Genomic DNA, 22,277 nt, shown 5'->3' with positions numbered 1-22,277 from the left:
TTAACCAACAAATCGATTCTATCACCGCTCGCGTTGGTTAACGCAGACAGTATCTGACTCGCCCACCATCACGGGAGTGCCGAAGTCACGTCAACGAGTTGCTCTTCGGTCTCCCAGCGATACAGCCGTCCGTCCCGGTCGAACAGTTCGAGGACGCCGTCCTGCATCCAGCCGAAGGGGTGTTCTTCGTCCTCGTACTCTCGCTTGAGGACGTGGCTCTTCGCGAAGTACTCCGTCGTTCCAACGAGGAGTCCCTGTTCAACGAGGAAGTCGCTCGGTTCCTTCTCGGCGACGCCGACAAGGTAGGTCACGATGTCGGCGATCAGGCAGAATTTCTGAATGCTGTTGTCCCACTCCCCGCGGATGTCGACCATCCGGAAGGCGTAGGCGTTTTGCCGGCGATTGAGCCGGTCAACTACCAGGTTCAACCGGCGGATCGGCTCTCGATCATAGTTCCCGAGGACGAAATACGACCTATCGTTCTCATAGACAGGGGTCAGCTCACTCAAAGCGTGGAGAATCTCCTCGTTGTCCGCCAGCGAGATCTCTTCCTCATTGAGTTGGTCCTTCGCACTAATAAGGACCTCCTCGGGGACGGGCGGCTCTTCGTCGAACATATACAGGCTCTCTCAGCGCCGTGCGATATGATTTATGGAGTAAATCACCGGGTCAATCATGTGTAGCTTACTCCAGAGTGGTTTACTCAAGGGTAAACTACTTGCCGCCTGGGTGTGTACTGTGTCGTATGAGCACCGACCTAGGGACTGCTGGGGAAATGAAATCTCGCGAACTTGTCCACTTCGTGACTCAACAGACGCGGTTCGCGCTGGTCAACAATATCCTCCAGCACCCCGAGCAGCTCCCCTCCATGTACGAACTCGAGGAGCTCAACCCCAGTGTGAGCGAGGCGACCGTCTACAAACACATCCAGAAGCTGATCGACGCTGGCATCGTCAGGGAAGTCCCACTCGACGACGATCAGCGCCGGCAAGGATATCCCTGGAAGTTCTACGGCCTCACAGAGGAGGGCCAGACCTTCCTCGACGAACACAATCTCCTCGCCGCGGAGGAAACCCTCCAACAGATCTACGAGACCATCTCCAACAAGCCCGAGAAGATGGTCAAGTACGAGAACGCCCCTCGCCCGGACGACGCGTAACCCCGACAGAATCAGCTCCGTGTCAGTACTCAATCATCTGTTAATTTCGTACTCAGCCGCCAGCTCCTGGAACTCGGACCACTCGGGGAGACGGCCGTCCTGGATCTCGCCGTGTGTCTCGAGATACTGGAGTAGGGCATCAATCTCGTCTTCGAGTCCATACTTCGCCGCTCGCTCGCGGAGGTCGTCCTCGTCGACGTCGACGTGGCTGAGCAGGAGGAGACAGTACGAGCGGTAACGGCTGTCGTCGTCGATTAGCAGCGTGTGACAACACAGCTCCGCCGACGAAATTTCCTCTACGTGTTCGGAGTAGAGGTAGTAGCGGTGGTCGGTGAGGAGGAACTGGAGGTCGAAGGCCGCGAATCGAGCGAGCCCGGTTTCGTGGAACCCCTCCGCGTCGATCTCCGTTTCGGTCTGCGCGAGAAATTTGTCGTGATCCTCCCAGAGAATCGTCCCCTTCGGGGCGACGGATTCGAGGCGTTGGCGATGGAGATGATGTGCGAGTTCACGGGCGAACTCGTGGAGGCGGTCGAAGTCGCCGTTGAAGTCATAGCGGCCGTCGTCCGTCCCGACGAGTCCACAGTTGCGGAATCGCTTGAGGACACGGTTGACGGTATTACGGTAGTTGTCGCTCCGGTCGGCGATCTCGGCGACGGTTCGTGGCTGGTCGAGATAGTAGAGCACCTCGAGTGCCTTGCCGGTCAACAGCTCGGGGAACTCGATGTGGGAGTGCTGGCGGACGAGGTCCTGATAGCGTTCGACGGCACGAGCAGCTGACGGGACGACTCGTTTTCGCCGGCCGTCGCGTTCCGTGTAGACGAGCCCCTTCTCGACGAGGTCACCGACGGCACGGGAGAGGTAGCTCTCACTGTGGTCGAGCTTCGTCGCGAGTTCGGAGATCGTGTCGCCGCGGTCGACCGTGGCGAGGACCTCGAGTTCGATACGCCGGAGCACGGTGTAATATAGTACGAAACTTACATATAAAGAAGTTTCGAGTAGTGTTACAGAGGACGAGGTCAGCGAGTCCACGAACCTGCTTAACCAACAGAACTATGGATCGGCGAATTTTGTTGGTTAACACGGAGAGAGTCGATGTCCTACGAACCACCCTCCCCACCAGCAAACCTCTCGACGGAAATCGTCGACGCCCTCAACGAAGCCACACCGGAACATCTTCGGGACGTTGGTCGCTACGCCGAGGCGTTGGCCGAACACAAAGAGCGGGAAACTCGTCTCAAGGAGGAGGCGGACAACGCCGACGTCGAGGAGCGACCAGATGACCTACCGGACGACGTCCCGGCAAAGGCGACGATCACGATCAAGGAGATCAACAACAATCGCTACTACTACTGGCAGTGGCGGGACGGAGAGAAGATTCGTTCTCAGTACCAGGGTCCGGTCAACCCGGACGAGTAAAATTCGATGATGGAGGACACCCACCCCACGTTTCCGTCGTAACTGGATGTGGGTGAAGGGGGTGACACTGTTTTCGATTGGATCACACCCCCCGCGTTTCCGTCGTTTCTCCACGACGGCGTAGGGAGAGGCTATGATAGTGCTATGCAGCTACTAATTATGTTGACCTAGAACCAATCTAGAGGTGAACTAACTTCTGGAACACATAGATTAAACTAGCAAAGCTGAGAAATGTCCATTAAGTGTGCTTCGACCAAGGAGGGGACGAAGTACTTCGCCCCCTCAGATGAAACAATCCTTTCCAGCTGCTTCTATAGACGGCCAACTTTGGACGGCTAGGCGGCTCTCGTCTTTGGTATCTCGTCGTGCACGTCTTCTTCGAGTCCCCACCCCACCTATTCAGTGATTACGACGGAAACGTGGGGTGTGTGGGTTCGGGATTCGACATCGAGGCGACGCTTCCGTCTACGGGTTTCCTATCTCACGTCGGAAACGCGGTTATATTATCAGAAATACAATACTACCGTATTACGGCTTTTTCCCACTGATATCGGACAAGGAACGTCGGAAACGTGGGGTGGCGTTCTCCACTAGATTTATACTCCCCCCACTCACACTGTGTGATATTCAATGACGCCCGACTCTTCATCCAGTTCTGTCGACGATCCACTCTTTGAATCCGGGCATCGTATCTTCGCGAACAAGGACCTCCTGAAAATCGGCCACGTTCCGGAAGCTGACCGGATCGTCGGTCGCGACGAGGAGATCTCGAAGCTCGCGAAACGTCTCAACGGTGCTGTCCACGGGTACTCCCCGGAGAACGTGATGATCTACGGGAAAACTGGGACCGGTAAATCTCTCGTTTCAAAACACGTCTGCCAGCGAGCTCAAAATGCCGCTCAGGATGGCGTCGAGATTGGAACAGCGTATATCGACTGTGCTGAAGACAATACTGAGACTCAGGCGGTCTCCTCACTTGCTGCGAAGCTGAACGATGAATCTACGACTGGAATCTCCGTCCCCCATACCGGCCTCAGTACGTCGAAATACTACAAACTCCTCTGGAAGACGCTCGACGCTCAATTCGATTCTGTGATCATCATCCTCGACGAGATCGATTTGATGAACGACGACAGCGTGCTGATGAAGCTCTCGCGCGCTGAGGAGGCGGGGAAAATCGACTGTAGCGTCGGTGTCATCGCGATCAGCAACAAGATCCAGTACGTCGACAACGTGAACGAGCGCGTGAAAAGCAGCTTCCAGCACAAGGAACTGTTCTTCAAGCCATACGACGCTAACCAGCTCCGGGAGATCATGTTCAATCGCGAGGACGCCTTCCAGGACGGCGTCCTTTCCGAGGACGTGATTCCGCTCTCGGCGGCCTTCGCCGCGCAGGAACACGGCGATGCTCGGAAGGCGATCGACATTCTTCGCCACGCCGGCGAGGTCGCCTACGAGGCCGGAGCAGAGCAAGTGACGGAGGAACACGTCCGCCAGGCACAGCAGCACGCCGAAAAGGACCGGTTCAGAGAACTCGTGAATGGCGCACCCACGCAGGCGAAGGCGGCGTTGCTGGCGCTCACAGAACTGAGCGTCAACTCCAACGACGCTGCCTTCCTGACGAGCCGCGTGTACGACCAGTATGAGCGGATCTGCAATCACCTGGACATGGACATCCTCTCCGTTCGCCGGTTCCGCGACATCCTGAAAGAGCAAGCCTTCCTCGGGGTTGTCGAAATCGAGAAGATCAACAAGGGGAGTGCGGGCGGCATCCATCTCCAGAACCGACTCATTGAAGATCCTCAGGTCGTCCGCGAAACGATTCTCGAGGACAGCCGGATGCAGGACTGGACTCGCGAGTAGTGACCTCCTACTACTGAGTGGGGGCAGACGACGGAAATCTGGGGTGGGGCGTGCGGAAACGACGGAAACGAGGGGGTCGAAAATTACGTCGGAAACGTGGGGTTGGTTCCAAACGACGGAAATCCGGGGCTGGGCGTGGAGTTTGTTATGACGATTCGTCGCCGGCACCGAATGAACTCAAGACGGCATTTCTATCGGCTGAGAGCCCTCGTCAATGTCCGTCCGGTCCCATCCGAGTGGTGACAGCACGCTCTCGACCGCTCGGATCAGCTGTGTCTCGTAGTACGAGGAATCGTACGACTCTATCTCCTCGTGGGCGAGGGCGACCCGCTCTCGCGAGGTCTTCTCGTCGTCGTCGACCACATATTGGATATCCTGTCCAGGGTGGACGGCTAGGTCTTGGTCGCGAGCCCGTTTCAGGGCCGCCACGTTCTGGGTGTTCTGCGTGTACCCCTCCAGCGGCTTGGAAACGCGATTCCGTTCGACGAGGTGCTTGATCGGAACCTTTCCCATCGGCTTGTAGAACTCGTGGCGCCAGGAGTTCCACGGGACGAGCACGCCGCAGTCGTGGGATTCACAGATCCGAATCGTGGTCAGCACGTTGCCGATAGATGCCCACACCAGCTCCTGGGCGGATTTCTTCGAGCGCGAGACGAGTTCAAGGACTGGGTTTGGATGGTGCTCAACAACGAGGGCCGAATCGACGTAGAGATGACGAACGGTGTCCGTGACGAGGCACAGGAGCGGCGTCTCATCGAAACGCAGTAATTGGCCTTTCATCGAGCAATATTCGGCTAACGACACCACCCGGATCAGAAGGTCAAATTCCACGCCACCCACGCCACCCACACCACCCACGGCTCGCTCCACATGGACCGCGTCGACGAGCTGTTCGGTGATGAAGCTGCCACTGTGGTCGACCACCTAAATACCGCCTGAACTGCGAGATTCTGCAGCAGGTTTATGATTCCTGATTCTGTATGCTGTATCTGTATATGAAAAACGGAATCCTCACCGCGGCAACCTACGTCCAGAAAGGGGGCGTGGGAAAGACGACGACGGCAGCACACGTCGCTGTTGCCGCGGCTCAGAACCATGACTTGAACACGCTCCTTATCGACCTCGCAGGGACACAGAACGACCTCGCGACCCACTTCGGCATCTCCATCGACGAGGAGAGCATCGACGCACCGATCTCGGCTGTGTTCGGCGACCAGTGGGAGCTCATCCGCAACGGTATCGACAACGTCGTCGAGCGGATGACCTTCGACACGGGCGAGGGTCCGGTCCTTATCCCGGCCGACCCCGGTCTCGGAGCAGCTGACAACAACCTCGCGAACGTCCCGCGCGAGGAGCGTTACGACCGGCTGGCAGACTTCATTGCTGAGGACCTCGCGGCCACGTACGACTTCGTACTTGTTGACCTGCCGGGGAAGGAGGACAACATCGCCATCTCCGGCCTCTACGCGGTGGAGGACGTGATTGCTCCGCTGCGCCCCGGCGCGTTTGAGCGTAACCAGCTTGAGAATCTCGAGGCTGATCTGCAGGAGATCCGTGACGCCTACCCGGTCGATCCGCGGCTCGCGATGGTGTTGCCGACGATGATCGACCGCCGGACCACGCAGTCCTCGGAGTTCGTTGCGGACATCCGCGAGGCCTACCCCGATATCGCAGGCCTGCAGGTCGTCTCGACGCAGAACATCGGCGATTACCAGGAGGCGGGGTCGACGCTGTTCGCTGTCGACGACGACGAACTCTACTCTACCGGGCAAGAAGCCCTCGACGCGTACAGTACGGCGACTGACCAGCTGCTCCAGACTCTTCGACAATGACTGACGACACTCCCGACGCCGAGGAACTGCTCCAGCAGTCCAAGACACAGAAGCGCCACGAAACCGACCCGGCCGACATAACTGTGGCCGACGAACCGACGCTCGTCGACGCCGTTGCCGACGCCTACGCCAGCGACATCTCTGAGAACCTGACCATCCGCGACGGCAACCTCGCGGCGCTGTTCGCCGGGCTTGAGGAGACGGGCGAACTGGAAGCGGTCATCGAAGCGGCTGCCGACGAACTGGACCGCGACCGCGACGGTACAAGCAAGGCCGAGGCGCTACGGCTGCTGGTTCGAGTCGCGCTCGGCGAGGTGGCCCCAGAGACGCTTGAAGCCGGTGCCAAAGGCTACCAGCAGTTCCGCGAGTCACAAGACTACGAGTTCTGAAACCCATTTCTGAATCTCTTTACCGAATCCATATTCTGGATACATATACTGTATCTACTTCTGCTACACAACTTGGAGGAGAATCTGGATAACCCCGAGGACGGCGACGACAACGGCGAACGCTACTGAGAACCTTGGTACTTCACCGGCCGCTCGTGAACGGTTTCGTAGTTCTCGTGGCCACATACTGAGAACGAATACGGCACGTCATAGTGATTCTCTGTCTGATTATAACAGAATGAGTGGGTCGTTTCCGGAAAGAGCTGAGATTCTTCTAGCTTATCTACTCTAATCCTTGTGCTGTAATACGATCCCGCTTCGCCGGAATCCTGCGTTTCCGGAAATTCTTGAATGAAGTATCTGTGACTCCGTGATTCACTGATCGATGTCTTGCTTGGCGAGTTCGCGAATCTTCATTATTCCTGGAATCTGTGATTCATTGATTCAATCACCAACCAAGCAATGACCACGGAAAAGTCGGTGGGTGATGTTACGTTCTCTCTTCGAAGGCTTCGTCCAGTTGTTCTTGCATGAACTCGCGCCGGACTCGACGAGAACGCGAGTCAGAGAGGTAATTTTGCATCACTACCCGAGGATCGCTACTCCCCTGCTCTGCAGCGATTTCGTCGACGCCTTCGAGTACACCTTCGAGGACTGCAGTATAGGTATCGTACCAGAATCGACGGCAAAGCTGCGGACTCGGACGCTCACCCTCGATTCGCTCGGGAAGACCTGCTTCCAATGCAAGATTTTGGAACCAATTACGAATCGTATCGCGTGTCACGTACGGCGTTTTTCCCTGTGAGGATGGGAAGAGATATCCAGCCCACGTCTCATCTTCAGCTAGTTCGTCGATTCGGAAGTCAAACACGTCCATTCCGTACAGGAGAGACACCTCACCGGGCCCGTTCTTACGGCTCTTGAACATGATGAAGGGGACGTCGTCTTCAGGAACATCACGGTGGAACTGCGAGACATGGAGTGCTGCGACCTCACTCGCTCGAAGTCCCCAGCCAGCTAACGCCACGACGAGCAGTTGTTCTCGCGTTGTCCCCGCCGCCTGCATCAGCTTCCGAATATGACTCGCCGAAAGGGACGGAGTGGGTGAATCTTCGACTTCCCACTTAAATTCGTCGTAGAGACCGCTTGCAGGGTTCATCGAGGCGATCCGCCGACCGACCAGATGCTGATACCAGGCGTCGACAACGCGCCGCACACGCTGGAGAGTCTGGGCACTGTATTCGCGTTCGGTTCCTTCGTTCAACCAGTCAAATGCTGCATAGCACGCATCAACGGCTTCGTAGGCTGGATTCTCTCGGTCTCGTTGAATCGGTGTGAGGAGGTCGTTCGTCCCGTTCGCCTCCTGGTAGGCACGGACGTAGAGGTTCAGTCGCGTTCGGAGTGCGTCGACAGAAGACGACGCCAGACTGTATCGTGATTGCCGCCGGCTGAGGAACTGTTCGAGGGCGTCGATTGTTGCATCATCCGTTGTTTCCCATGTGTATCCCTCTTCATCGTCACCGAGCTCAAGGTCTTCGTCCCAGAACTCTCCGAATGGGCGGTCGTGATGGCGACGGAGAGCCGCGAGGAATGACCGCGCATCGTGATCCCGAAACCACTGGTAGGTCGGCTTCTCACTTCTCGAATCGATACCCTCTGCTTCGAGGCAGGGGGCGATCTCGTCCCAGTACAGGTCCGTGAAGGCCTCAAGTGAACACGAGGTCCATCGGACATCATCGAATGATGGCATCCGCTCAGCGTTGATCTTGTCCTCCTGCTCGGCATCCGATCGACTCATTGTAGCGCTCTCTTGGGGACTCGACCGTCCGAAATTGAATTGGTGCAGAATTCGGTTAGAAGCCTAGTCGCGGCCCAGTATGGCAATTTTAAGAGTGACATATTCGAGTTGTTCAGCGTTTCAGTCGGATTCATTATAATTTTGTGGGTTCGGCTGACTGCTCCAGTCTGCAAAACCCACGCTAGATTGTGCGATAAAATGAGTCGTGCGAATAAACTGTATGTTGCGATACGGATATCTCGGGGGAATTGAGATTGAGATCACAATATGTCATCTTCTCCGATAGACATTTGACCACGGCTATTATTGAATTACAAAATATGGTGGATGTCGAGTCTGTTGCCGTATTCAGTTGCGAAATGGGCGAGGAAATCGAAAATCCGGCCCCAGATCTTGTTGGCACGCTTGATGAGGACGATCTAGTCACTGACGCTGGTGCAGAAGCCGAGCGGATTGTCGCAAGCATGCTGCGGGACACACTTGGGCGACGTTACAATAGTGACGACACGAAGAATGCTCGCAACCACATCTTCACGGATGCTGCTCGTAGTGCATCGGTAAACCTTGAGGGTGAGGACCGTACGACTGTAGAATTACTTGAAAGAGTTCGAGATGGGAGTGACATCGAAAGTGTTGGAGAGTCTCTTTCCCAGCTCTATCTTAATGAAGCACGCTCTGTATCAGATCTTCTCATTTATACTCAATTTAGCGAGTACGACGAAACCTTCGCTGCGATTCTAAAGACTCCCTACTTAGAAGGCGCTCACGAAATTGACCTCGACCACGAAGACACAGAAGCAGTATTCACCGAGAACGAGCGCGTTATCCAAGAAGAGACGGACAAAAGCGTCGTCTATCCTAAGTACGACAAATACGAGGAGCTAATTGACGAAGATAGTGCACAGCTGTATCAGGAGGGAGGGGCACAACACTACGCCAAGTATTGGTACGGGTTCCTGAATCTCAAAGCAGCTCCGCATCCGGACGAACTAGTTGAGTCTGCAATCAAGCAACGTGCCAGCGAAAATGAAACCTCGGCTGCTTATCCCACGTATCAGGACTTTACTGATGGGGGACCAATTACGTTGGATGATGCCGATGGAACGGAGGTAGACGTTGATCAGGGGGACGTTAGTGTTCGAATTGCAGGAAAATCGATCCGTGTCTCAATAAGTGAGTTGCGTGAAAGTGATAATGTCCAACTCGCACGAGACGGTGATCAGTTCTATTTGCTACTATCTGATCTACAACCAGAACTCACAGTCGGAAGTGGGAACGGGAAGCGCTCCTTAGTAGATGACCTGTCTAATGTTCCTGACATCCGAGACCTGTTCTAGCTCATTCAAATGACGCCTCGTGAGTTCATTCAAAGGATAGTCGCAGTTTCGAGTACCGGATCAGTCAATGATGAAGCCATCTCTAATCTCTCGATAAATACTGAGGCCAGCTCTCTGTCCGAGGACACATTCAAAAATCTATTCGAGGCTTGGGATTCGTTTCCTGCGTATTTTAGCGGCTTTCGCTTGATAGCTGATGATCAGCGGTTGTTCGAATTGTCTGGGAGAGAACTCAGCGTAAACGACGAAGGTCTAGAGGCGCTCGCTGACCGCGATCTGGATCCTGCCGTCGATGTTGATTTTTATCGCCGAGGGTTTGACCGGTACTATCCAGACGAAATACGCAACGCCGCTGGCTTGCTTTATGAATTTGCCTCAGAACTCACCGATGCGAGTACCACCGTTACTATCGAAATTGGCCTTCAGAAGGGGCGAATTGCCTCTGAACTTCTCGGAGATGAGTTAACTTCTGATTTTGATTTGAACCCTCTCCTCTGGTGGACGCCATCGGATTTATTCGAATGGATCGGAAGTCACAGCCCACATGAGGTTGCAGCTGAGCTCTTCGAATACGAGTCCTTCCCAGTATTTCTCTTTCTCCAGGATGCTCCAGATGAGGTTTTCCCTGTTCCAATGTGGACCGCGAGTAGCGTCGAAACACTCCCAAAGGAGGATCTTGAGGAGGCTGCCGACCAATATTTTGGTCGTGTCGCAAAGTCCTCTAGAGTTCAGTAGTAACTGACTCCCGTGAAGGCGGGGTTGCCTCTGGTGTCCAAACCGAGGTACCCCATGCACGCCACAATCGACGTGCGGTTCGAACTGAGTATCGACGACGACAAAACGCTACCGCTCGCCACGCTTGCCGAGGCCGTCACTGACCAGAACCTCGAAGCAGTCCTTCTCGAATCGCTGGTCGAGAGCCTCGACGCCGCCAGCGTCGAGGCGCTCTGTGGTGAGAAACACGCACATGGCAACGGTGACCAGCGCTTCCAACGCGCCGGCACCGACACCCGCACAGCTGTCACAACTGCCGGAGAACACGAGTTCTCTCTCCACTACGTCGAAGATACAGCCGCTTCCCCAGACGAATCCAGCTACTTCCGGCCCGTCGAAGACGTTCTCGACTTCGACGGGCAGAACCGCTATCAGCAGGACATCGCCGCCAAAAGCGTCGATCTCGCTACCTCGCTCAGCTATCGAGACGCTGCCAATCACGGCGACAGCTTCGTCTCGATGCCGTCGCCGACCACCATCAACCGCCGTGCCAAGAAATACGGCCACAAGCTCAAACAGTTCCTTCCAGACTGTGTCGCTGGCACAGACGCTGACGCCGTCATTCCTGACGGGACAAAGTGCCACAGCCAAGACGACGACCGCTCGTCCCACTCCGTCCAAGCAACGCTCGGCGAAGACACCGCCGAAGAGTCACGCTCCCTGCTGGATCTGTCGGTCAACGCTGACTGGGACGAAACTGCCGCCGAACTCGATGATATCGGCGCAGTCACTGACGACGCGACGGTCGTCAGTGACGCTGATAGCGGCATCGTCACAGCCTTTACCGACGAAAACCGTGACCACCAGCTCGATCTCGTCCACGTCGGCCGAACGCTGGGTTACACCCTCTGGGACGATGGCGTCTTCTCCTTGGACCGTCGGAAGGAGATCGTTTCGGAGGTGATCGACGAGGTGTTCCATCTGAAGAACTCTGTGGCGAAGCATCGTCCAGCGGAGGAGTTCGCGGCGATCCGCTCGCGGATCGCGCGAACGAGAGAGCGATTAGAGAAGACAGCGTGGCAACTGGAGCAGTTCGGGTCAGCAAAGGCTGCAGGGTATCTTCGGCGGTGGCTGCCGTCGATTGTGACGTTCGCCGAGCACGCTGTCGAGGGGTTCGAGGTTCCGTGGACCTCGAACCCCGTCGAACGACTGATGGGCGAGGTCAGCAAGCGGTGCAAGAACCAGTGGATGCGCTGGACAGCAGAGGGATTGGAAGCGATACTCCAACTTCGGTTGGTGAAGTACGCCGACCCCGAGTACTACCAAGCGTTCCTCGACGAACTGCTCCAACGTTCGACCAAAACAGCAATCAACTGTGACCTCTCAATTGAGAGTACCAGCGGCAAAGTCTAGACCGCTTTGCAACACGACCAATTTTTGGCTTGCTTGTGTTTGTCGACCCACTGTTTGCGGGCGTAGCGATTGCAGCCTACGTCTGTCCGCCACTCGTACTGTACGCACTCGGTGCTGACGTTGGCGGTGAATCGGCAAACTCAACTTCGACTGATGAGCAACAAAATAGGACCGTTTCAGAGACAGATCTCGTAGCCAACTCACACCACAGTGACAGGGATACTGACTCCGATACCGATGGCGTCGACGGAGACAGTGACTCCGATGGCGTCGACGGAGACAGTGACTCCGATGGCGTCGACGGAGACAGTGATTCAGATGGCAGTGACGGAGACAGTGATTCCGATAGCGACTCGGATTGACCAGAATAGCGACGGTCCAGCGGTCGACTCTCGACCTACACGTAGGTGAACCAGTCGTCGTGAGCGTCGGTTTTGCGCTCGACGAGATCGAAGAACGCCGACTGGAGATCCTCGGTGATCGGGCCACGGTTTCCGTCGGCGATCTGGACGTTGTCGACCTGCCGAATCGGGGTGACCTCGGCGGCCGACCCAGTGAAAAACAGTTCGTCGGCCGTATGGAGTTCGCCACGGCTGATCGTCGCCTGATCGTGGACCGTATACCCCTTCTCGCGGGCAAGCGTAATCACGGTGTCGCGGGTGATGCCATCGAGAATACTCTGGGAGAGACCAGGGGTGAAGATCTCATCGTCCCGGACGAGAAAGAGGTTCTCACCGGGACCTTCGGCGACCTGACCCTCCTTGTTGAGGACGATTGCTTCTTGATACCCGTTACGGCGGGCCTCCTCACCAGCCAGCAGGCTATTGACGTAGAGCCCGGTTGTTTTGGCGTTGGTTGGGACCTGGCTCGAAGCATATTTTCTCCAGGACGAAACCATCACGTCGATCCCGTTTTCGATGGCCTCCTCGCCGAGATACGCACCCCATGGCCAAGCGGCGAGTGCAACATCCGTCGGGCAGTCAGCGGGACTGATGCCGAGGCTGTTGTAGCCAAAGAAGGCAATCGGCCGGATATAGGCGCTTTTGAGATCTTGGCGGCGCAGTAGTTCGAGGGTAGCCTCCGTTAGTTCCTCCTTACTGTAGGGAATCTCCATCTCGTATGGCTCTCCGGAGGCATACAGTCGGTCGAGGTGGTCTTCCCACCGGAAGATTGCGGTTCCGTTTTCGGTATCGTATGCCCGTGCCCCTTCGAAGACGCCGGTTCCGTAATGTAGCCCGTGAGTGAGTACGTGTGTGGTTGCGTCTTCCCAGTCGACGAACTCCCCGTCTTGCCAGATCGTCTCGATGTCTCCCGCCTCGCGCATCTCGTCGAATGATGCCATTGGTACTCTGAGACTTCGGCTACCCGTTCTTAATAGTTTGCAAGAATTGTGAGGATCAGCCGCCGAGTGCGGCAAGGAGTGCCTCACCTTCGACATAAACGAGCCCGTGACGGTCGGCGTAGGACTCGGCATCGGTCGGTGAGCGTGCGCCGCCGGTTTCGTCGTCTAACATCTCGCAGACGACGACCGCCGGCGGACAGCCCGCCGCATCCGCCAGCGCGATGCCGAGTTCCGTGTGGCCGACACGGTCGGCCAACAGGTTCGGGGCCGCGCGCAGCAGGTGGACGTGGCCGGGCGACCGAAAGGCAGCGACAAAATCCGACTCGTCGTATCCCGTCTCCGCAGCATCGACAGTGGCCGCCGCGTTCCCGAGTTCCGAAATCGTCAGCGCCCGGTCGACGTCGGTGATACCAGTAAACGTCTCGCGGTGGTTGACCGTCAGCGAAAACGACGACCGTTCGTCGTAGGCGAGTGTGTGGTCGCCAGTGGCTGGGTGGTCGACGGCCTCTTGCAGAAACGGGAGTCCGAAGACGTCGCTCACCGCATCCGACAGAGCGACACAAATCAATCCACCCGCATCGTTCCGGAGGCGAGCGACTGCCTCGCTGTCGACCGCCGTCGCCGGATAGACGATATCGGTCTCGCCCTCACGGTCGGCGAAATCGTGGATCAACACCGGCTGGCCGTCGGCGAACGCGTCGATGGCAGCCTCGACAGTAGCTTGGTCGGTCGACTGGGTCATTCGGTCGACGCCTCCTCAAGATGAATCGACAACGTGTCGTCGTCCGTGAGATTGAGTTCGTCACGGAGCTTTTCGGGGGCGATGAGTTCGAGACTCTCCTCGTCGTGGTGGGTGCGGTCCGGGACGATGACGTGTGTCGGCCCGTACTGGCGGCCGTTTGCTTCGAGTCGGGCCGGATAGCAGGTCGCCGCGCCGAACGTTCGCTCGTCGTCCTCCCAGCTATCGATGGGGACCGACGCCTGGGCCGAGAGATCCGCTCGGCCCCGGATGCTGGCCTCGCTAAGCTCGACGTTGAGCGTGCCCGGAAACGGCGTGTAGCCCAACCGCGATTCGAACTGCTGTTTGTAGCCCGGCAGCGAGATATAGTGTCGACCCTCGCCCATCCCGGTAGTGATGGTGCCGGTGAGTGTAAGCCCGGTCTGTTCCTCGAAAAGCCGGCGGTAGTCGGCGTACTCCGAACGAAGCGCCTGCTGGCCGGTTTCGGTGACCGATACCCACTGGCCGTCCGAGACGATCTCTCGGTCGAGAAAGCCACTCGATTCGAGCTGTTGGAGCCGACGGGAGGCCGTCTGAGTCGAGGTATCGAGTCGCTCGGCGAGACTCGCACACGACACCTTAACCGAGCCGCTGAGTCCACCATCCAGCCCAACGGCTTTTAACGCTTGAAGTTCGTCGTGGCCGAGACTGGTCACTGCCGATTCTGACATACCAAACACAAGGGGCGGCCCTCGCATAAGCATACCGAATGTGAGATGGTTCTCAAAATTGTTATAGACAACCGAACTTTGAGTCGGTATCCGGGCATAACTCAGGTACGAGATGGTAAAATCACGTCGGTTCGATCTATTCGACGAGCCGAACAGTGACCCAATTAGTCGACAGCTACGTGGCCACAATCCAGAACCTGCCAGTTTCCGAACGAGCATGACCGCCTCTCTCGGTTGCCACCCTGAGCACCGAAGGCAGTAGACACCAACTACTGAAACGGGAAGACACACCCCGGCAGGTTCGGAAGGCCCTTTAGGAGCGGGGCGAAACCGAGCGGTATGTTTAGCGCGTTCCGCTCGGAGGTCGAGACCGCCATGGCCGCCTGTTTAGCAGATCTCGATCTCCCGACGGGCGACCTCGGGATCGAGGAGCCGCCCGAAGATCTCGACGCCACGCTCGCCTCAAGTGTCTCGTTCCGCCTCGCTGGCGAACTCGGCGCGGCCCCACCAGCGGTCGCCCAACAGTTGGCCGAGGCCGTCGACACCTCGCCCTACGAGTATCTCGGTGACGTCTCCACCCAAGGCCCGTATCTCAACTTCCATACGACCGATGCCTATCTGGCAGACACTCTCGATGCCGCCCAGGACGACGAGTACGGTCGACTCCCGGATCGAGGCGAATCGGTCGTCGTCGAACACACCAGCGCGAATCCAACTGGACCGGTCCACGTTGGCCGCGCTCGAAACCCGATTTTGGGCGATGCGGTCGCCAACGCCATGGATTTCGCGGGCTACGATGTCGAGCGTCACTACTACGTCAACGATGCGGGTCGACAGATGGCCGTCTTCACGTGGGCCTACGAGAAGTTCGACGAATCGGATCTCGACAGCGAGCCGGCCCGCGACCGCACCGAGTACGATCTGGTGCGCTACTACCGCAAAGGGAACTCCTATCTCGAAGACGCCGACGAAGAGGCCGTCGAGGCCGCCGAAGCCGAGATCGCGTCGATTCTGCAGGGCCTCGAAGCCGGCGACGAGGAGACCTACGAGCGCGTCGGCGAGGTCGTCGACCAAGTCCTCGGGGGGATGAAGGAGTGTCTCGCCCGCCTCCCAGCGGAGTTCGATGAGTTCGTCAAGGAGACGACGTTCATGGTCGACGGCTCTACTGATGAGGTCGCCGAGCGACTCAAAGAAACAGAGTATGCCGTCTACGAAGAGGATGCGTGGCAGCTCGAACTCGACGACTACGGCTACGACAAGAACCTCGTCTTCCTCCGCTCTGATGGGACCAGCCTCTATACGACACGGGATCTGGCCCACCACGAGTGGAAGTTCGACAACTTCGACCGCGCAGTGACGGTTCTGGGCGAGGACCACAAACTCCAGGCGGGCCAGCTACAGGCCACCCTCGACATCCTCGGCAACGACGCCTCGCGGCTCGATGACGTGATCTACTCCTACGTCAACCTCCCCGAAGGAAAAATGAGTACTCGGCGAGGAACCGGCGTCATGCTGGATGACTTGCTCGACGAAGCCATCGACCGCGCCCGCGAAGAGGTCGAAACCCGGCTCGAAGACCGCATCCGTGACGACGACCTCGACGAGGATGACATCGAGCGCATCGCCCATCAGGTCGGTATCGGCGCAGTACGGTACGATATCGTCTCGAAACAGCCCACGAAGGGAATCACGTTCAAATGGGACGAGGCACTGAACTTCGAGGCTCAGTCCGCACCCTACGTGCAGTACGTCCACGCCCGCTGTTGTGGCATTCTCGAAGAGGCAGACACCGATCCCAACCCAGTCGGACTCGATGCCGGGGTGCTGTCGACGCCCGAAGAACGCGAACTGCTCGACATCCTTGCGCGATTCCCAGCAGTAATTGAGGAGGCTGGCGAGGATCTGGAACCCCACCGAATCGCCACCTACACACGGGAACTCGCCGAGAGCTTCAACGGGTTCTATCGGTCCTGTCCGGTGCTCACCGCCGAGGAAGCCGATACACGGCAGGCCCGGCTTGCGGTAGTTGCGGCCGCAAAACACACCGTGGCAAATGCGCTTGCCGTCCTCGGCGTTGCAGCCCCGGACTCGATGTAGGCTGAGACTACTACAGTAATAATCCGGGGAGCGCGATGAAGATACTCCCACCGGTGAGGAACACGGATCCGATGCCGGCCCCGAGTGCCAGTAGTAGGAAGACGACGATCCACCAGAACGGTACTGATCCGTTTTCTGCCATATCGGCACTGCGACCGCAGCCTACAAGAAGACCACGTTTTTGGACATCTCTGATCAGCGGAACAGTCGACTGAAGAAGCCGCGTTTCTCCTCGTTATCCTCATTGTCATCGTCGTCTGCTTCGGTTTCGTCGACTCCCTCGTCGCTGTCGTCGACTGCCGACCCAGCGTTGGCCGCCGCCGTTTCCTCAGCGTCCGGAATCAGTGGCCCATCATCGCTGTCATCGGTATCGTCGGTATCGTCGCTGTTGTCGGCATCGTTAGTCTCGGTTGCCGCGGTCGACTCCGCCTCAGCGGCTTCCGCATCGAGTTCCGCCCCAAGAACAGTCGTCTGTGAGGTGTCGTCGGCCGGATCAGCGTCGTCGTCACCATCGTCACCGCCGAACGGGATCGCATCCTGTGGGACGGATTCCTCGTCGCTCTCGGGCTGGACCTCGATGCCGTCGTCACTGTGATCAGTGGGATCGCGGTCTGTGGACTCGATCTCGATATCCGAAGCACCGGTGTCGGCACTGGAACCGGCTTCGAGATTGCTGGCATCGTAGTCGCCTTTGGAATCGATCCGGATATCATCGCTGTCAGCGTCGCCACCTGTTCCGGTGGCGGCTTCGGCCCACTTCGATTCACCCTCAGCGGGCTGGTCAGGGACGTCTTCTTTCGGTGTGGCCGCAAACGGGTTGACCACGTTGTGTTCGTCGTCGCTGCCGTTCTGTTCGGTATCGGCGTCTCCAGCGGAATCAGTCCCAGTGTCGATTGTGACGCCGCCCTCGGCAGTTGCGGTCGACCGGTCGTCATCCTCGACAGCCGGTGCAGAACCACCACTCCCACCGGAGTCCGGAGCGGTGTCGTTGGTCGCGTCAGTGGCCGGTGTGCTGGCGGCTGGCTCGCTGTCCGGCTCGGCGTCGCTGTCGACCGTCACTGACCCACTCCCGGTCTCGGCATCGGAACCGCTGTCGACAGCGGAGGGGTCGGCGGGCGACGACAGTTCGATTCCAGTAAGTGTGGTGGCGAGCTGTCGGTAGGCAGCCGCAGCATCGCTGTGGGGCCCGTAGCTCAACAGCGGTTCACCCACCGCAATCGACTCACGAACTGCCTCGTCTTCGGGAATCGTCGCCAACACCTCCGCAGTTAGGGTCCCACTAACGATCTCCTCGATGGGTGCGCCCTCGTCGGTCCGGGTGAGCACCGCGCCCGCGACGACGCCGCCGAGTCGGTCGGTGAGCTGTCGCGTCTTTTCGGTATCGACCAGCGCGTCACGCTCGGCCGTCGACACCAGTATGACGGCGTCGGCGACCGATAGCGGAACGCTGGTTTCGTGGCTAACCCCCGCTCCGACATCGATGAGAATGTAGTCGGCGTCGTCGAAGGCGTCGACGACGCTCTGGAGCTGTTGGGGATCGGCAGCCGAAAACGCCTCCAGCGAGGTGTCGCCCGGAACAACGGTGAGTCCGGCCGGCCCCTCGTAGGCGGCGGCTACTGGTTCGACACTCCCGCTGAGTGCGTCGTGGAGGGTTGCGCCGTGGGGCCGCACGCCGAGTGCGGCACCGAGATTCGCCATCCCGATATCGCCGTCGATCACCACTACATCCGCACCCGCACCCGCGAGTGTCGCCCCCAAATTTGCAGTCGTCGTGGTCTTGCCAACGCCGCCTTTCGCGCTGGCTATCGCGTAGACCCGTGCCATACTGTCGTCCTACCACGACGCGGATATAAAGGTACGCTCTAGTGACTGGTTTTAGTGAGTGACTAACTATCCCGCGGTCGAAAATCCTCGGTCGACTGATCGGTTGGTGGATTCGGCCAGTCAAAGCATACTTACGGTCTGCGGGGCGAAGTAGACCTAATGAGTACGGACGCCGACGAGCAACCCAGCGAGGACCGACGGAAATACGAGTTCCGAAAGGTCATCGAAGAGCTCCAAGAGTACGAGGGCTCGGGGACACAGCTCGTCACGATCTACATTCCTGACGACAAGCAGGTCTCCTCTGTCGTCTCACACGTCATCCAAGAGCATTCGGAAGCCGCCAACATCAAATCCAAGCAGACCCGGACCAACGTCCAGGATGCGCTGACCTCGATCAAAGACCGGCTCCGCTACTACGACACCTATCCGCCCGACAATGGGATCGTCATCTTCTCGGGCGCGGTCGACAGCGGCGGCGGCCAAACCGAGATGGTCACCCGCGTGCTCGAATCGCCCTCCGAGCCGATCCAGTCGTTCCGTTACCACTGCGATTCGGATTTCCTCACCGAACCACTCGAAAACATGCTGCTCGACAAAGGCCTGTTCGGGCTGATCGTCCTCGACCGCCGAGAGGCCAACGTCGGCTGGCTCAAAGGCAAACGCATCGAGCCAGTCAAATCTGCGTCCTCGCTGGTTCCGGGCAAACAGAGAAAAGGTGGGCAGTCCGCCCAGCGATTCGCCCGACTCCGGCTCGAAGCCATCGACAACTTCTATCAGGAGGTCGCCGAGATGGCCGACGAGATGATGGTACCAAAACGCCACGATCTCGACGGCATTCTGGTTGGCGGTCCCTCGCCGACCAAAGACGAGTTCATCGACGGCGACTATCTCCACCACGAGCTGCAGGATATGGTGCTCGGCAAGTTCGATGTGGCCTACACCGACGAGTCGGGCCTCAGCGATCTAGTCGACTCCGCCAGCGAGGTGCTGTCGGATCAAGAGGTCGTCAAAGACAAAAAGCAGATGGAGGAGTTCTTCGAGAAACTCCACGTCGGCAACGAGTCGACCTACGGCTTCGAGCCCACCCGGCGGAACCTCATCATGGGCTCGGTCGACCGACTGCTGATCTCCGAGGACCTCCGTAGTGACGTGGTGATCTACGACTGTGACGGCACCGACGAGTACGAAATGGTCGACCGTCGACATGACACCCCCGACCACGAGTGTTCGGACGGCGCCGAGGCGGAGGTGGTCGAACGCGAGGACGCAATCGACCATCTGATCGACATCGCCGAACAGCGCGGCACCGAAGTCAAATTCATCTCGACTGACTTCGAGAAAGGCGAACAGCTCCTCGATGCCTTCGGCGGCGTTGCCGGTATTCTGCGCTACTCGACCGGCGTCTAGACGGTTAGTAGGCGGTGTTTACTCCGGTTTTTTGCGACGTAGGAGATATATAACAAACCATCTGTTAGCTATACAGTCGTGTGTAGCGATACGAGAGCTGTCGAGGCAGTTCTCCCATCGCTACTGTCACACCTCACTCCATCCGGATCGTGTCGGTTCCCCCATCCGGCCCCCAATCCGGTCCTCCCTGCTGTATCCTCCTATTTTCAGCGTCCACATCTGTTGGTGGTCAGTCCAACATCTGTTCGAGCTGGTCGCGTCGACGGCCCAAATCGAGATATGGATCGACTTCCAGCTCGTCGAGCAGCCGGTCGAGTGTCAAAAACAGGTCGACGCCGTTCGTTTCGAGATAGTCGACGAGCGACTCGATTTCGCGGCGATTGAGCGCCAGCGAATCGAGTTTGTCGAGCAGAACGAGGAATGCGACGCCCTCGGTGCCGGTTGGAAACCGCTGGATGATCGACTGAAACGGTGGTTCGCTGGACACATTGTCCGGGTCGCCGGGGGTGACCGAGAGACAGTGTCGACAGCAGTCGAGGGCCGTCGACTCCGTGTACGTCGCAAGCTCCGAGGGCACACGAACCGCAAAGCGTGGCCCTTCACAGCGTGGGCACTGCGTTGTCATAGATAACAGTCAGCAGGCAGCCGCAAAACAGCAGTGGATAGCCGACGAGTGGTCGACCCGGAACTACTCGCTGACGACGGCCACGTCTTCTTCGGCAGCCTCGGCCGCAGCCTCCTGTTCGGCCTCACGCTCGGCCTTTTCGGCTTCTTCCTTTTTGGCCTTGATCTTCTTCATACGGAAGATCTCCTCGCGTTCCTGTTCTTCGAGCTTCTGTTCGATGTACTCTTGGTTCTCGTAGAGGTCGGGAAGCAGTTTGAACTCAAGGGCGTTGACGCGGCGTTTGGTCGTTTCAATTTCCTTGAGCATCTTCTTCATCGCCGTTTCGACCTCGGCGGCGAGGATGATCGTTTCGAGCAGTTCCTCGTAGGCGTCGGCGGCCTCGTCGATCCGAGCTGACGAGCCGAGCAGTCCGTACCCGCGCTCGTCGAGGGATTTGCGGACTTTCGAGGATTCGATCTGCGGGACCACGACCCCCATGATGTTTTTCGACTGGGTCGTGATCTCAGGGTGTTCTTTCAGTGCCGCGGCTGCACCGCGAACCGCGACATCGCCTTCCATCGCCCGGGCCATGTTGAGCTTCCGCTGGGCGACATCGTAGTTCGCATTGAGGTCCTCGCGCACGTCTTGGGCCTGATCGAGGATGTCCATGAACTCCATGATCAGCCCGTCGCGCTTCTGTTCGAGCGTGTCGTGGCCCCGCTCGGAGAGCTCGATGCGGTCCTCGATTGCCATCAGGTTCTTCCGGGTTGGTTTAACGTCCTCGGCCATCTCTTAGAGGCGCTTGTTGGGCGAGGAGGTTAATGGTTTTCAGTTTCGGTTGCTCTCGACGCGTCGATTATAAAAAGGCCGCCGGTGATCTGTCAGTAGTCGTTAGTCGACGGCGGCACCGGGTGCCGAGTCGACGTGTGCGACCTCGTCGAGAACATTATGACTTCGGAGCAGGACGTATCCGAACCCGACCTTGGCGGTCAGATCCAGCACCATGAACGCCGCCGTCTCGACGTACAGCGGAATGAATTCGATTGTTCCCTCGGTGCCGAGAATCCAGACGACCGGGTAGGCCAGCCACAACACGATGAGCATGTTACGGAGCGTCGTGGTGAGGCTCCGCACCGACTCGGTCTGTCTGCTGGCGGCCTCGTTGAGCGACTGGACGAGGACGTACAAGAGGAACACCAACAGTGCAGTGCTGACTCCCCACCAGACGATTCGGATTGCCGGTGTCTGCGCCAGCGCACCGATCAGCCCCGTCACGATCATCAGCACGTCGAGGCCCACAAGCGTATAGATCGTGTTACGGCTTGCTTGTGCGAGTAACGCGAGGTCGATCAACAACAGCGGGGTCGTGATCAGCCAGTCGGCGTACCGCGCCCAATAAATCGATAACGTTTCTCCGGCAACGTCGATCTCGGTGAGACCGAACCCCGTCGCCATTGCAAAGTACGAAACCGCAGCGGTGGCCGGAATGAAGATCGTGAGCACGTAGAACCGCTGTTGTTCCTTATCGGTGACACCCCAGCCGCGGGCGATGAAATACAGCATGCCGAGTGTCATGCCGATGGTGCCGATCCACAGCCATATCGATTCGCTACCGGGTGTTGCTTGGAGCATA

The 22,277-nt window shown here is 58.0% G+C and carries 22 protein-coding genes and 1 pseudogene; 11 read left to right on the top strand and 12 right to left on the bottom strand.

Annotated elements, in window-relative coordinates; translation table 11 throughout:
* Window positions 1-68: 68 nt before the first annotated feature.
* The gene (locus tag HALTADL_RS09625; RefSeq protein ID WP_012659218.1) at window positions 69-617 is read right to left on the bottom strand and encodes a hypothetical protein; all 549 of its coding nucleotides are present in this window, start codon (window positions 615-617) and stop codon (window positions 69-71) included.
* A gap of 128 nt (window positions 618-745) precedes the next feature.
* Here HALTADL_RS09625 and HALTADL_RS09620 point away from each other — a divergent pair, with 128 nt between their 5' ends.
* Window positions 746-1,159 (top strand): MarR family transcriptional regulator, encoded by a 414-nt coding sequence (locus HALTADL_RS09620; protein WP_012659217.1) that lies wholly within the window; start codon window positions 746-748, stop codon window positions 1,157-1,159.
* 33 nt (window positions 1,160-1,192) lie between these two features.
* On the opposite strand, the gene HALTADL_RS09615 is transcribed toward HALTADL_RS09620, so the two are convergent.
* Window positions 1,193-2,113: a MarR family transcriptional regulator gene (locus tag HALTADL_RS09615; protein WP_012659216.1), complete on the bottom strand. Its 921-nt coding sequence runs from the start codon at window positions 2,111-2,113 to the stop codon at window positions 1,193-1,195.
* A gap of 138 nt (window positions 2,114-2,251) precedes the next feature.
* Between HALTADL_RS09615 and HALTADL_RS09610 the strand changes: the two genes are divergently transcribed.
* Complete coding sequence (locus tag HALTADL_RS09610; RefSeq protein WP_012659215.1) at window positions 2,252-2,575, top strand: adenine nucleotide alpha hydrolase family protein; 324 nt, start codon at window positions 2,252-2,254, stop codon at window positions 2,573-2,575.
* A 630-nt stretch (window positions 2,576-3,205) separates the two neighbouring features.
* The gene (orc4, locus tag HALTADL_RS09605) at window positions 3,206-4,438 is read left to right on the top strand and encodes a DNA replication protein Orc4 (protein WP_012659214.1); all 1,233 of its coding nucleotides are present in this window, start codon (window positions 3,206-3,208) and stop codon (window positions 4,436-4,438) included.
* Between the two features lie 145 nt (window positions 4,439-4,583).
* Here the strand turns inward: orc4 and HALTADL_RS09600 are convergent.
* Window positions 4,584-4,933 (bottom strand): annotated as a pseudogene (locus HALTADL_RS09600) (hypothetical protein); the annotation flags it as partial.
* Window positions 4,934-5,433: 500 nt separating this feature from the next.
* Here HALTADL_RS09600 and HALTADL_RS09595 point away from each other — a divergent pair.
* Window positions 5,434-6,270, top strand: coding sequence for a ParA family protein (locus HALTADL_RS09595; RefSeq protein ID WP_049933879.1), 837 nt, complete (start codon window positions 5,434-5,436; stop codon window positions 6,268-6,270).
* Complete coding sequence (locus HALTADL_RS09590) at window positions 6,267-6,659, top strand: hypothetical protein (RefSeq protein WP_012659212.1); 393 nt, start codon at window positions 6,267-6,269, stop codon at window positions 6,657-6,659. Before HALTADL_RS09595 ends, HALTADL_RS09590 begins: the two co-directional genes overlap by 4 nt.
* Before the next feature lie 490 nt (window positions 6,660-7,149).
* On the opposite strand, the gene HALTADL_RS09585 is transcribed toward HALTADL_RS09590, so the two are convergent.
* The gene (locus HALTADL_RS09585; RefSeq protein WP_088901875.1) at window positions 7,150-8,457 is read right to left on the bottom strand and encodes a tyrosine-type recombinase/integrase; all 1,308 of its coding nucleotides are present in this window, start codon (window positions 8,455-8,457) and stop codon (window positions 7,150-7,152) included.
* Between the two features lie 320 nt (window positions 8,458-8,777).
* On the opposite strand from HALTADL_RS09585, the gene HALTADL_RS17770 reads away from it, so the two are divergent.
* Genes HALTADL_RS17770 through HALTADL_RS09565 form a run of 4 tightly spaced genes read left to right on the top strand, consistent with a single transcriptional unit; the run spans window position 8,778 to window position 12,283 of the window.
* Window positions 8,778-9,794, top strand: coding sequence for a hypothetical protein (locus HALTADL_RS17770; protein ID WP_177171961.1), 1,017 nt, complete (start codon window positions 8,778-8,780; stop codon window positions 9,792-9,794).
* Between the two features lie 9 nt (window positions 9,795-9,803).
* Window positions 9,804-10,529 carry a hypothetical protein gene (locus HALTADL_RS09575; RefSeq protein ID WP_089673704.1) on the top strand — a complete coding sequence of 242 codons (726 nt, stop codon included), beginning with the start codon at window positions 9,804-9,806 and terminating at the stop codon, window positions 10,527-10,529.
* A 54-nt stretch (window positions 10,530-10,583) separates the two neighbouring features.
* Window positions 10,584-11,921: an ISH6-like element ISHla10 family transposase gene (locus HALTADL_RS09570; RefSeq protein WP_012659191.1), complete on the top strand. Its 1,338-nt coding sequence runs from the start codon at window positions 10,584-10,586 to the stop codon at window positions 11,919-11,921.
* A 35-nt stretch (window positions 11,922-11,956) separates the two neighbouring features.
* Window positions 11,957-12,283 (top strand): hypothetical protein, encoded by a 327-nt coding sequence (locus tag HALTADL_RS09565; RefSeq protein WP_218143629.1) that lies wholly within the window; start codon window positions 11,957-11,959, stop codon window positions 12,281-12,283.
* Between the two features lie 35 nt (window positions 12,284-12,318).
* On the opposite strand, the gene HALTADL_RS09560 is transcribed toward HALTADL_RS09565, so the two are convergent.
* The 3 genes from HALTADL_RS09560 to HALTADL_RS09550 are packed head-to-tail and all read right to left on the bottom strand — an operon-like array spanning window position 12,319 to window position 14,712.
* Entirely contained in the window at window positions 12,319-13,263 is a 945-nt protein-coding gene (locus HALTADL_RS09560) for a branched-chain amino acid transaminase (RefSeq protein WP_089670524.1), read from the bottom strand.
* A 55-nt stretch (window positions 13,264-13,318) separates the two neighbouring features.
* Window positions 13,319-14,005, bottom strand: coding sequence for a 3,4-dihydroxy-2-butanone-4-phosphate synthase (ribB, locus tag HALTADL_RS09555; protein ID WP_089670525.1), 687 nt, complete (start codon window positions 14,003-14,005; stop codon window positions 13,319-13,321).
* Window positions 14,002-14,712 carry a DUF120 domain-containing protein gene (locus HALTADL_RS09550; protein WP_089670526.1) on the bottom strand — a complete coding sequence of 237 codons (711 nt, stop codon included), beginning with the start codon at window positions 14,710-14,712 and terminating at the stop codon, window positions 14,002-14,004. The genes ribB and HALTADL_RS09550 overlap by 4 nt, the downstream gene beginning before the upstream one ends.
* Window positions 14,713-15,051: 339 nt before the next feature.
* Here HALTADL_RS09550 and argS point away from each other — a divergent pair, with 339 nt between their 5' ends.
* Window positions 15,052-16,809, top strand: a complete 1,758-nt coding sequence (gene argS, locus HALTADL_RS09545) for an arginine--tRNA ligase (RefSeq protein WP_089670527.1) — start codon at window positions 15,052-15,054, stop codon at window positions 16,807-16,809.
* 10 nt (window positions 16,810-16,819) lie between these two features.
* Here the strand turns inward: argS and HALTADL_RS17765 are convergent, their stop codons facing one another.
* Window positions 16,820-16,951: a hypothetical protein gene (locus tag HALTADL_RS17765; protein WP_265472926.1), complete on the bottom strand. Its 132-nt coding sequence runs from the start codon at window positions 16,949-16,951 to the stop codon at window positions 16,820-16,822.
* Between the two features lie 53 nt (window positions 16,952-17,004).
* Window positions 17,005-18,633 (bottom strand): nucleotide-binding protein, encoded by a 1,629-nt coding sequence (locus HALTADL_RS09540; protein WP_089670528.1) that lies wholly within the window; start codon window positions 18,631-18,633, stop codon window positions 17,005-17,007.
* 159 nt (window positions 18,634-18,792) lie between these two features.
* Between HALTADL_RS09540 and prf1 the strand changes: the two genes are divergently transcribed.
* A complete protein-coding gene (gene prf1 / locus HALTADL_RS09535; RefSeq protein ID WP_089670529.1) occupies window positions 18,793-20,040 on the top strand; it encodes a peptide chain release factor aRF-1 in 1,248 nt (415 codons plus the stop codon).
* Between the two features lie 229 nt (window positions 20,041-20,269).
* On the opposite strand, the gene HALTADL_RS09530 is transcribed toward prf1, so the two are convergent.
* From HALTADL_RS09530 to HALTADL_RS09520, 3 genes are all read right to left on the bottom strand, one after another.
* The gene (locus HALTADL_RS09530) at window positions 20,270-20,665 is read right to left on the bottom strand and encodes a DUF6276 family protein (RefSeq protein ID WP_143054101.1); all 396 of its coding nucleotides are present in this window, start codon (window positions 20,663-20,665) and stop codon (window positions 20,270-20,272) included.
* Between the two features lie 63 nt (window positions 20,666-20,728).
* Entirely contained in the window at window positions 20,729-21,433 is a 705-nt protein-coding gene (locus tag HALTADL_RS09525; protein WP_089670531.1) for a V-type ATP synthase subunit D, read from the bottom strand.
* Between the two features lie 102 nt (window positions 21,434-21,535).
* Window positions 21,536-22,276 (bottom strand): bacteriorhodopsin, encoded by a 741-nt coding sequence (locus HALTADL_RS09520; RefSeq protein ID WP_089670532.1) that lies wholly within the window; start codon window positions 22,274-22,276, stop codon window positions 21,536-21,538.
* Between the last annotated feature and the right edge of the window lies 1 nt (window position 22,277).

It is taken from the genome of Halohasta litchfieldiae (assembly GCF_002788215.1).
Classification (GTDB): domain Archaea; phylum Halobacteriota; class Halobacteria; order Halobacteriales; family Haloferacaceae; genus Halohasta; species Halohasta litchfieldiae.
The sequence above is the reverse complement of the archived record's forward strand: the minus strand, read 5'-3'. Positions and strand labels throughout refer to the sequence as shown.